Here is an 8,422-nt window from a genome sequence, read left to right as displayed (position 1 = left end):
TTATCCTGATGAGGCCGTTGTCTTCGCCGTCCTCCAAGCGACCAACCGAGCGGGCTCTCAGCTCTTGAGACCCGTTTGGACGGAGTATGACATCACCGCCAATTCCGAAATCGACACCGACATGGCGGCCGGCCGGGAATCGGTCGGCGGCCCCTGATAGAAGAAACCCCGGCGGGGATGAAGGTGGTGGGAGGTCTACCTGTGGATCGCTACAAAGAAGCCGGGGTTGATAGGGGCAGGGCTGACCTCGTCCGGCAACGCATCGGCGCTCTCTGTCAATCGACCTATGGATCGAATGTCGTTTCCGGTGTGGGCGGATTCGGCGGGTGTATAGCACTTCCCAAGGCGTCGGATCAATCGATCCTCGTCGCCAGCGTCGACGGCGTCGGCACCAAAATGAGAGTCGCCGCTTTGACCGGCATGTGGGAAGCCGTTGGGTATGACATTGTCGCTCACGGCGTCAATGATGTGCTGGTGCAAGGCGCCGAACCTCTTTTCTTTCTCGACTATATTGCGATGAGTCGGCTGGATCCCGAGATTATCGGCCGGATGGCCGACGGCATGGTCAAGGCCTGCCGGGAAGCCGGCTGCGCCCTGCTTGGAGGGGAAACAGCTGAGATGCCCGGAATATATGCGCCGGGTGATGTGGAACTCGTCGGGACAATGGTCGGTGTCGTCGAACGTGAACGTCTTATTGACGGTTCCTGTCTTGAAAGCGGGGATATCCTGATCGGTTTGCCCTCATCCGGTCTCCATACGAATGGTTATACATTAGCGCGTCACGTCCTGCTTGACCGTGGTGATTTGCAATGGACCGATATCCCGCCGTCCCTTCAGATTTCGGTGGGCGAGGCCCTCATGAAATCTCATACTCTCTATCTGCCTCATGTCCGGCCCCTCCTTCAGGCCGGGCTGGTAAAGGCGATGGCGCATATCACGGGGGGCGGGATTCTGGAAAATATCCCCCGCGTGCTCCCAAAGAATTTGGATGCCCGTATCCTCAACAACTCCTGGGATGTTCCTGCATTGTTCCGATTGATTCAGGAGCGGGGCGATGTGGCCGAGAAGGAAATGTTCAGAGTTTTTAACATGGGAATCGGCTGGGTCCTGATGATCGATAGGGAAGATCTTCCTCGTACCGGTGAAAAACTGGGGGTGGATGGAATCGATTATTGGGTGCTTGGTGAGCTGGTGAAAGGAGAAGGCAAGGTGGTCATTGTAGAACCACCATGCTGACGTTCCGATGAAGATTTCAATGGCTCCCCGGCCGACCGAGGAACAAATCCAGGAAGTGCGCCGAAAACTCCTCTCCGCCGGCTACAGTGTTCACCGGATGGATCGTGAGGGCGAGACGCTCCTCTGTGCGCTCGGCCCTGCTGATTTTCCAGAGGAAGCGATCAGACGTCTCCCCGGTGTCACCGAAATCACAAAAATCACCAAATCATTCAAACTTGCCAGCCGGCAGTTCTGCGCGTCGGATACTCACGTCGCAGTGGGGGATGTTGTGGTGGGCGGCCGGGAGGTGATCCTTATGGCCGGTCCGTGCGCCGTTGAGGGCGAGGACCAGGTGAATCGAATTGCCGAGGGGGTCGCGCAGGCCGGCGCCAAGGTGATGCGAGGCGGCGCCTTCAAGCCAAGAAGCTCACCCTATTCCTTTCAGGGCCTTGGGGTCGAGGGGTTGAAAATCCTTAGAAAGGCGGCCGATACGTTCGGGCTCAAGGTCGTCAGTGAGGTGATGGATATCTCACACCTCGAACCGGCATGCCGGTATGTCGACATCCTTCAGGTGGGTGCGCGGAATGTGCAGAACTTCACATTGTTGAACGCCCTTTCCTTGCTGGATAAACCTGTATTGTTAAAGAGAGGACCCGCAACGACCATCGAGGAACTCCTCAATTCAGCTGAATATATCATGGCGGGCGGCAACTATAAGGTGATCCTTTGCGAACGTGGGATCCGGACCTTTAATACTTATACACGCAACACACTGGATCTCAGCGCCGTCCCGGTACTCAAAGAGCTCACGCATCTTCCGGTGATCATCGACCCCAGCCATGCCGTCGGGATTCGAAAGATGGTGGCCCCGATGGCCCGCGCCTCCATCGCCGCGGGGGCGGATGGTCTGATTCTGGAGGTTCACCACGACCCGGATTCGGCGCTTTGTGACGGTCAGCAGTCTCTGACCCTGGATCAATTCCGCGTGCTGACGGTCGAATGCGCCCGAATCGCCCTGGTTCTGGGGCGGACCCTGGGTCCCGAAGGGGGACTTGACACAAAGAAGGCCGGGCCGTAGCATGAGTTTCTGACCGCAAGGGCTGGGCGCTTTTGCGGACTTCGTGCAATATTGGGCGATTAGCTCAGTTGGTTAGAGTGCTTGCTTGACATGCAAGAGGTCACTGGTTCAATTCCAGTATCGCCCACCGTACGTTGCCTTAGTACGAATCCTTTCCTGCAAGGATCCGTCCCTGACGGGGCGATCTTGGCGGCTAAGAAGAGACGGGGGCTGATCGCCACGCGATCCCGATCTCTCACCCCATTGCGCCCTGAAGGGAATGCTCATGGGGTTCTATCCAAAACTCCTCGTTGAGTCCGGCCGCCGGGTCACCCCGGTCGCCGGCATGGATCACCCCCGTATGGAAATTTTCTCAAAATCAGTGGGAGGTGATAGCTATCCCAGCCAGGGGTAAAGATACGGTTAATGTGAATGAAGGCATTCGCACGCCGATGGTTCGTGTCGTCAGTGCGGATGGGGAACAGCTCGGGGTCATGGCGATCTCTGAGGCTCTCCAGAAGGCCCGGGAGGCCAAACTGGATCTGGTGGAGGTCGCCTCCAATGCCGTGCCGCCTGTGTGCCGGATTATGGATTATGGGAAGTTCAAATTCGAGAAATCGAAGAAGGAACGACAGGCCCGGCGCAAGCAGCATCACAGTACGATCAAAGAGATCAAACTGCGACCGAAGATCGAGAAGCACGACTACGAATTCAAGATGAAGCATGTCCGTCGTTTTCTCGAAAACCGGGATAAGGTCAAGATCACAATCCGGTTTCGTGGACGGGAGATCACCCGTACGGAATCGGGAACGATCCTCCTGACTCGGGTAAAGGAAGAGATGGATGATCTGGCCGTTGTTGAAGTTGGACCAAAGATGGAAGGCCGGACGATGATCATCGTGCTTACGCCGCGGGTTGGGCGCAAGCCGGGAGACACCGCGTCCGCAGGGGGATGAAGAAATGCCGAAAATGAAGACCAGACGGGGAGCGGCCAAGCGGTTCAAAGTGACCGGTTCCGGAAAAATTGTGAGACATTGTGCTAAGAGTTCGCACCTGATGACTTGCAAGACGCGCAAGGCAAAGAGGCGCCTGCGTCATTCGTCTATCGTGGATAAGAGTAACGCGAGGCACATCCGGATATTGATAGGCCCCGGTCTTTAACACTTGCTCTCATGTCGACTGCCCCACCCCATACGGGGGTGTTAAGAGGGTAGGAAGGAGGCATATAAAATGCCACGTACAAAAACAGTTGTTCCCGGGCGCGCGCGCCGCAACAAAGTACTCAAAGCCAACAGAGGGGCTTTTAGCGGTCGGCGTAAACTTTATCGCATCGCGAAGGATAATCTTCTTCGGGCGCTTGCCTATGCCTATCGGGACCGGCGCCAACGTCGTCGAGATTTTCGACGCCTGTGGATCCAGCGCATCAATGCCGCCTCACGGCAGCATGGAATGAGCTACAGCCGGTTCATTTCTGGCTTGAAACTTGCGGGTATTGACCTAGACCGTCGTCTTCTCGCCGATTTGGCTCTCACCGATGACAAGGCCTTCGGGGATTTGGTGACGACCGCTCGAGAAGCGGCTGAAGCCCATAGCTCAACTTAAGGAGTGACATCATGACCGAGCCCACCCATGAGGTGGAAATGGAGGCGCCGGCGATCCCGGCTGAATTGGATCAGAGCCTGGTGCTGGGGGATTCGATTCCGGAGGCCTTGAATAAATTAAGCGACCGTATCGACAAGTTGCAGGCCCTTGCGCTTGAGGAACATGCGCGGGTTGTGGATTTGGAAACGGCCCTGAATCGTATACAAAAGGCCGTGGGCAGAGAGACCCCGGAAGGTGTGGAAGAAGAAATCCGCCGCTTATCCGGGTTGGATGCGGAAGAGAAAAGATGGTTGATCGAGAGGGAAACGATCCTGAAAACGGTCAAGGGACTCATTCACAAGGTTGACTCCCTCGCCGGTCAACTTTAAGTTGAAATAGGGGAATGAATGCGGAGCGGGCGATCCAACCCCTCCAAAAACCAGGTTTTCAACATCCGGACTGGAGCGGCTCATGCCGGGTGACCCGACAACAAAAGTTAAGATCCTTGGTGAGGAGTACCGCATCCAGGGAGACAGTGACGCGGAAGAAATCCAAAAACTGGCCCGATTTGTAGAAGAGATGATGAAGGAGTTGCTGGGAGCCAGTCCGATCACTGAACCAAAGCGCCTTGCGGTGCTGACGGCGATGAATATCGCTCAGAAACTTTTGAGGGAACGGGAGAACTCCACACAACTGCTCGAGACTCTCAAAGAGAGGATCGGGGAGTTGACCGATCGGCTCGACGACACGCTGTTGGCCGTCGATTTGGAAACACCGATCCTGTCCTCTGATCTGGTGGAACATTGAAAGCCGTGAAGGGGGACCGGCATCGGATTCATCCCGTTCTGTGATGTATTGGAATCCCTGCCGGGTTCGTGAAGGTGAGGGGCATTTTGAGCCAACAGTTTCAGTAAGGGTGCCGGAGCGTCGTGGTAATGGGGACTTTCCTTCCGGGGAAGGCGCCAGACCTGCGGCGGGAGGCGTCCACCTGTAAAATACAGGTTCAAAAGCTCGAAACCCCACGGCTTCTGCGGTGGGGATTCCTTTTTTGACCTTTTTTGCATGGCAAAGAATGAAAGCCGTCACACTGCGATGAGAATATTCTTTATCGGGGATATTATCGGCAAGCCCGGTCGACGGATTGTTAAACAGCTTCTCCCGAGGCTTCGCCAAGAGTGGGATGTGGAATTCTGCATTGCCAATGGGGAGAATATCGCCGGCGGAGCCGGGATGACCGCACGGACCGTAGGAGAAGTCTTTGACGCCGGCGTCGATCTTCTGACAGGCGGCAATCATGTTTGGGATAATAAAGAGATCTTTGACATCATCGAGGACCCCCGGATTCTCCGTCCCGCAAATATCCCGAAGGGGGCTCCCGGCCGCGGCGCCGGCGTCTTTCGGACCACTGCGGGTGAGAATCTAACGGTCATCAATCTTCTCGGCCGCGTTTTTATGCCAATGATGGACTGTCCCTTCCAGACGGCAATCTCTCTGCTGTCCGCCGATCCGGAACAATCCCGCGCTGTTCTCGTTGATTTTCATGCCGAAGCGACCTCAGAAAAGCAAGCGATGGGACATTATTTGGACGGCCGTGTTTCGGCGGTGATCGGAACGCATACACATGTTCCCACCGCTGATGCCGCCCTCTTAAAGGGAGGCACAGCGTATCTAACGGATGTTGGAATGACGGGTCCCTACGACGGTGTGATCGGTGTTCGAAAAGAACTGGCGCTTCGACGAATGGTTCAACGCCTTCCGGTAAAGTATCAATGCGCCACCGATCAAATCCGTCTCTGCGCGGCTCTGATAGATATCGATTCAGCAACCGGGCGGGCGCAATCGATTCGCTTGGTACAGGAGGAGATGTGAGCAGCGAACAGGGAATGGAACAAAACCCCGCGCCCATCGCCGGGCCGATGCGCCTGAGCGGCAGAAAAACATCCCAAAAGATCCGCGATCGGATCACTCGCGAGATTCTGAAGAGACCGAAGGGGTCCCCGGCTCCCTGTCTTGCCTTGATTCGAGTCGGTGAAGATGAAGCATCCAAAGTATATGTAAGGGGAAAAGAAAAGGCCTGTGCCGAGGTGGGATTGCGATCGTTGGTCTATGTCAAATCGGAGGATGTTGAACAAAAGGATCTTCTCGATCTGTTGGAGCGTCTCAATAAGGATACGTCAGTTGACGGTATTCTTGTACAATTACCCCTTCCGCCGCAGCTCGATGCGACCACCCTGCAAGAGTCCATTCTCCCCGAAAAGGATGCCGACGGACTGCATCCCTTGAATGCCGGGCATTTGGCGCTGGGACGGCCCAACCTTATCCCCTGCACACCCCTCGGTATCCTCGCTCTGCTTGAAGATTATAACATTCCCATCGCCGGCCGGCGGGTCGTCATCGTCGGCCGCAGCGCGATTGTCGGCCGGCCCCTGGCCCAGCTTCTGAGTCAAAAGGGGACGGATGCCACTGTCACCCTCGCCCACAGCCGGACCATCGATCTCCCCGCTGTGACCCGTGAGGCCGACATCCTCATCGCCGCCGCCGGCCGCCCTCAATTCGTGACCGGCGACATGATCAAACCCGGGGCGGTCGTCATCGATGTCGGGATGCACCGGATAGAGGATCCGGCCGGGGGGAAAGCGCGGCTCGTCGGGGATGTCGATCCGGCCGGCGCCAAGGCGGTTGTGTCGGCGTTCTCTCCCGTTCCCGGAGGCGTCGGACCGATGACGATCGCCTTTCTCCTCGCCAATACTCTGTGGGCGGCGCAACGGCGCCGAGGCTGGCCTGGGGCGATAGCTCCTTGGGCTGTTGGGGAGTATCTGAGGATTGATGAATGACGCGGCTCCCATCAGCTGATCCCGCGGGACGGCGTGTCTACTCGGTGAGTGATGTCACCGGAATGGTGCGGAGAGCCCTCGAAGAGGGGATTCCGCCCCTCATGGTTGAGGGAGAGATTTCCAATCTTCGCCGTCCTGTTTCCGGACATTTCTATTTCACACTTAAAGATGCCAGGAGCCAGCTTCGATGCGTCCTTTTCCGCGGCTTCAGCGTCGGTCTGACCTTCGCGCCGGAAGATGGCATGAAGGTGGTGGCTGCGGGCGTCTTGAATGTCTATGAGCCGCGGGGTGAGTTCCAACTTCGGGTGGAATCCCTTCAACCGGCCGGGCTTGGGGACCTGGCTCTGGCCTTCATCCAGATGCGGGACCGGCTACAGGCTGAAGGGCTTTTTGATTCCGATCGAAAGGTACCGCTGCCGGTCTATCCCGAAACAATCGGCCTGGTCACCTCGGCCACCGGTGCGGCGATCCAGGATATGATACGGGTCCTGCGCCGGCGCTGGCCCCCCATCCGCCTTGTTCTCCGTCCGGCCCCGGTGCAAGGCGAAGGTGCGGCGGAAAAGATCGCCGGGGCGATCGAAGCCTTGGATGAATGGGGTGGAGCCGATCTGATCATTGTAGGGCGGGGCGGGGGTTCGCTGGAGGATCTCTGGGCTTTCAATGAGGAGGTGGTGGCCCGTGCGATTTTCCGCTGCCATACGCCTATTATCTCCGGTGTGGGGCACGAGATCGATGTGACGATCTCTGATTTTGTCGCCGATCACCGCGCGCCGACCCCTTCCGCCGCCGCAGAACATGCTGTTCCCGTCGCGGAAGAGGTGCGGGAGTGGGTCGTCGATGCGCGCATCCGGCTTGATCGAGCCCTCCTCTCGGGGATCTCCATGCGCAAGAAGGCTGTTTTGGCTCTGGCCCGCAGCCGCGCCCTGGGCCGTCCCCTCGATTTAATGGATCAGACCCGCCAGCGATTGGATGAGATATTCCTCAGAATGACACGGGGATTGAAGACGAGGCTCTCCCGCCGGGCGGAAGGACTTCATCAAATGGATCGAAGGCTTAACAGCGCCCGGCCGATCCGGCTCCTGAGCCTTTGCCGCCAGCGGTTGGCGGAACAAGGCCGCCGGCTGAGGGAGCAGACGGCCGGGAGGGTGGAAAGAGCGAGGCAGCGTCTCGAGATGCTGGACCGGCAGATGGAAGCTCTTGGACCCGTAGAGGTTCTGAGGCGAGGTTTCAGCATCACTTTAAATCCGGAGGGCCGGATTGTCCGGGACCCTAGCGATGCGCCGGAGGGGATGGCGTTGTCCCTCATCCTTGCCGCCGGCCGGCTGAGGGCGCGGTCGGAGGGAACGGATAAGACCGGGGTGAGTATGGTGAAGGAAGGCTCAAAGCCGCGGGTCCGAAGGAGTCAAAGGAGAGAAGCCGATGGTTAAAAAGAAGAGTGAGGCATCCGGGGACCTGAAGCTCGACAAACTCAGCTTCGAGGAATCCCTGTCTCGATTGGAACAGATTGTGAAAGAGCTTGAGGAAGGGGAGCAAGGCCTGGAAGATTCCATCCGTCTCTATGAAGAAGGCCGGCAGCTGGTCCGGCATTCGATGGCGCGGCTTGGAGAGGCCCAATCCCGTATTGAAGAGCTGGTGAAAACGGATGAGGGATGGGAGACGGCATCCGCTCCTCTGGAGGACAATTAAAGAACCAGCCCGTGCGGGTCGGAGACAGGCATCAAAGGAGCCGGCTGAG

11 protein-coding genes, 1 tRNA gene and 1 other RNA gene are annotated in these 8,422 nt (G+C 57.5%); all 13 read left to right on the top strand.

Annotated features, from left to right (window positions below; translation table 11 throughout):
- Window positions 1-201 precede the first annotated feature (201 nt).
- Complete coding sequence (purM, locus tag KJ970_05550; protein MBU2690373.1) at window positions 202-1,236, top strand: phosphoribosylformylglycinamidine cyclo-ligase; 1,035 nt, start codon at window positions 202-204, stop codon at window positions 1,234-1,236.
- 7 nt (window positions 1,237-1,243) lie between these two features.
- Complete coding sequence (aroF, locus tag KJ970_05545) at window positions 1,244-2,293, top strand: 3-deoxy-7-phosphoheptulonate synthase (protein ID MBU2690372.1); 1,050 nt, start codon at window positions 1,244-1,246, stop codon at window positions 2,291-2,293.
- A 53-nt stretch (window positions 2,294-2,346) separates the two neighbouring features.
- Window positions 2,347-2,420 (top strand) — tRNA-Val (locus KJ970_05540).
- 241 nt (window positions 2,421-2,661) lie between these two features.
- Complete coding sequence (gene infC / locus KJ970_05535) at window positions 2,662-3,228, top strand: translation initiation factor IF-3 (protein ID MBU2690371.1); 567 nt, start codon at window positions 2,662-2,664, stop codon at window positions 3,226-3,228.
- A 4-nt stretch (window positions 3,229-3,232) separates the two neighbouring features.
- Window positions 3,233-3,433: a 50S ribosomal protein L35 gene (gene rpmI, locus KJ970_05530; GenBank protein ID MBU2690370.1), complete on the top strand. Its 201-nt coding sequence runs from the start codon at window positions 3,233-3,235 to the stop codon at window positions 3,431-3,433.
- 69 nt (window positions 3,434-3,502) lie between these two features.
- The gene (gene rplT / locus KJ970_05525; GenBank protein ID MBU2690369.1) at window positions 3,503-3,874 is read left to right on the top strand and encodes a 50S ribosomal protein L20; all 372 of its coding nucleotides are present in this window, start codon (window positions 3,503-3,505) and stop codon (window positions 3,872-3,874) included.
- 11 nt (window positions 3,875-3,885) lie between these two features.
- Window positions 3,886-4,242, top strand: a complete 357-nt coding sequence (locus KJ970_05520) for a hypothetical protein (protein MBU2690368.1) — start codon at window positions 3,886-3,888, stop codon at window positions 4,240-4,242.
- Between the two features lie 82 nt (window positions 4,243-4,324).
- Window positions 4,325-4,660, top strand: a complete 336-nt coding sequence (locus KJ970_05515; protein MBU2690367.1) for a cell division protein ZapA — start codon at window positions 4,325-4,327, stop codon at window positions 4,658-4,660.
- A 51-nt stretch (window positions 4,661-4,711) separates the two neighbouring features.
- Window positions 4,712-4,897, top strand: a non-coding RNA gene (gene ssrS / locus KJ970_05510) — 6S RNA.
- Between the two features lie 48 nt (window positions 4,898-4,945).
- On the top strand, window positions 4,946-5,722 hold the full coding sequence (locus KJ970_05505) for a TIGR00282 family metallophosphoesterase (GenBank protein ID MBU2690366.1): 777 nt from the start codon (window positions 4,946-4,948) through the stop codon (window positions 5,720-5,722).
- Window positions 5,723-5,769: 47 nt separating this feature from the next.
- Window positions 5,770-6,687: a bifunctional methylenetetrahydrofolate dehydrogenase/methenyltetrahydrofolate cyclohydrolase FolD gene (folD, locus tag KJ970_05500; GenBank protein ID MBU2690365.1), complete on the top strand. Its 918-nt coding sequence runs from the start codon at window positions 5,770-5,772 to the stop codon at window positions 6,685-6,687.
- Window positions 6,684-8,114: an exodeoxyribonuclease VII large subunit gene (gene xseA, locus KJ970_05495; protein MBU2690364.1), complete on the top strand. Its 1,431-nt coding sequence runs from the start codon at window positions 6,684-6,686 to the stop codon at window positions 8,112-8,114. The genes folD and xseA overlap by 4 nt, the downstream gene beginning before the upstream one ends.
- The gene (gene xseB / locus KJ970_05490; GenBank protein MBU2690363.1) at window positions 8,107-8,373 is read left to right on the top strand and encodes an exodeoxyribonuclease VII small subunit; all 267 of its coding nucleotides are present in this window, start codon (window positions 8,107-8,109) and stop codon (window positions 8,371-8,373) included. The genes xseA and xseB overlap by 8 nt, the downstream gene beginning before the upstream one ends.
- The last annotated feature ends 49 nt before the right edge of the window (window positions 8,374-8,422 follow it).

It is taken from the genome of Candidatus Eisenbacteria bacterium, assembly GCA_018831195.1.
Classification (GTDB): Bacteria; Eisenbacteria; RBG-16-71-46; order CAIMUX01; family JAHJDP01; genus JAHJDP01.
Note: the sequence above shows the minus strand (reverse complement) of the source record. Positions and strands in the feature narration are given on the sequence as shown.

Coding starts and splice junctions, on each gene's coding strand:
- KJ970_05520 (MBU2690368.1), top strand. CDS start 3,886: ATGACCGAGCCCACCCATGAGGTGGAAATGGAGGCGCCGGCGATCCCG.
- xseB (MBU2690363.1), top strand. CDS start 8,107: ATGGTTAAAAAGAAGAGTGAGGCATCCGGGGACCTGAAGCTCGACAAA.
- aroF (MBU2690372.1), top strand. CDS start 1,244: ATGAAGATTTCAATGGCTCCCCGGCCGACCGAGGAACAAATCCAGGAA.
- folD (MBU2690365.1), top strand. CDS start 5,770: ATGCGCCTGAGCGGCAGAAAAACATCCCAAAAGATCCGCGATCGGATC.
- xseA (MBU2690364.1), top strand. CDS start 6,684: ATGACGCGGCTCCCATCAGCTGATCCCGCGGGACGGCGTGTCTACTCG.
- rpmI (MBU2690370.1), top strand. CDS start 3,233: ATGCCGAAAATGAAGACCAGACGGGGAGCGGCCAAGCGGTTCAAAGTG.
- KJ970_05515 (MBU2690367.1), top strand. CDS start 4,325: ATGCCGGGTGACCCGACAACAAAAGTTAAGATCCTTGGTGAGGAGTAC.
- KJ970_05505 (MBU2690366.1), top strand. CDS start 4,946: ATGAGAATATTCTTTATCGGGGATATTATCGGCAAGCCCGGTCGACGG.
- rplT (MBU2690369.1), top strand. CDS start 3,503: ATGCCACGTACAAAAACAGTTGTTCCCGGGCGCGCGCGCCGCAACAAA.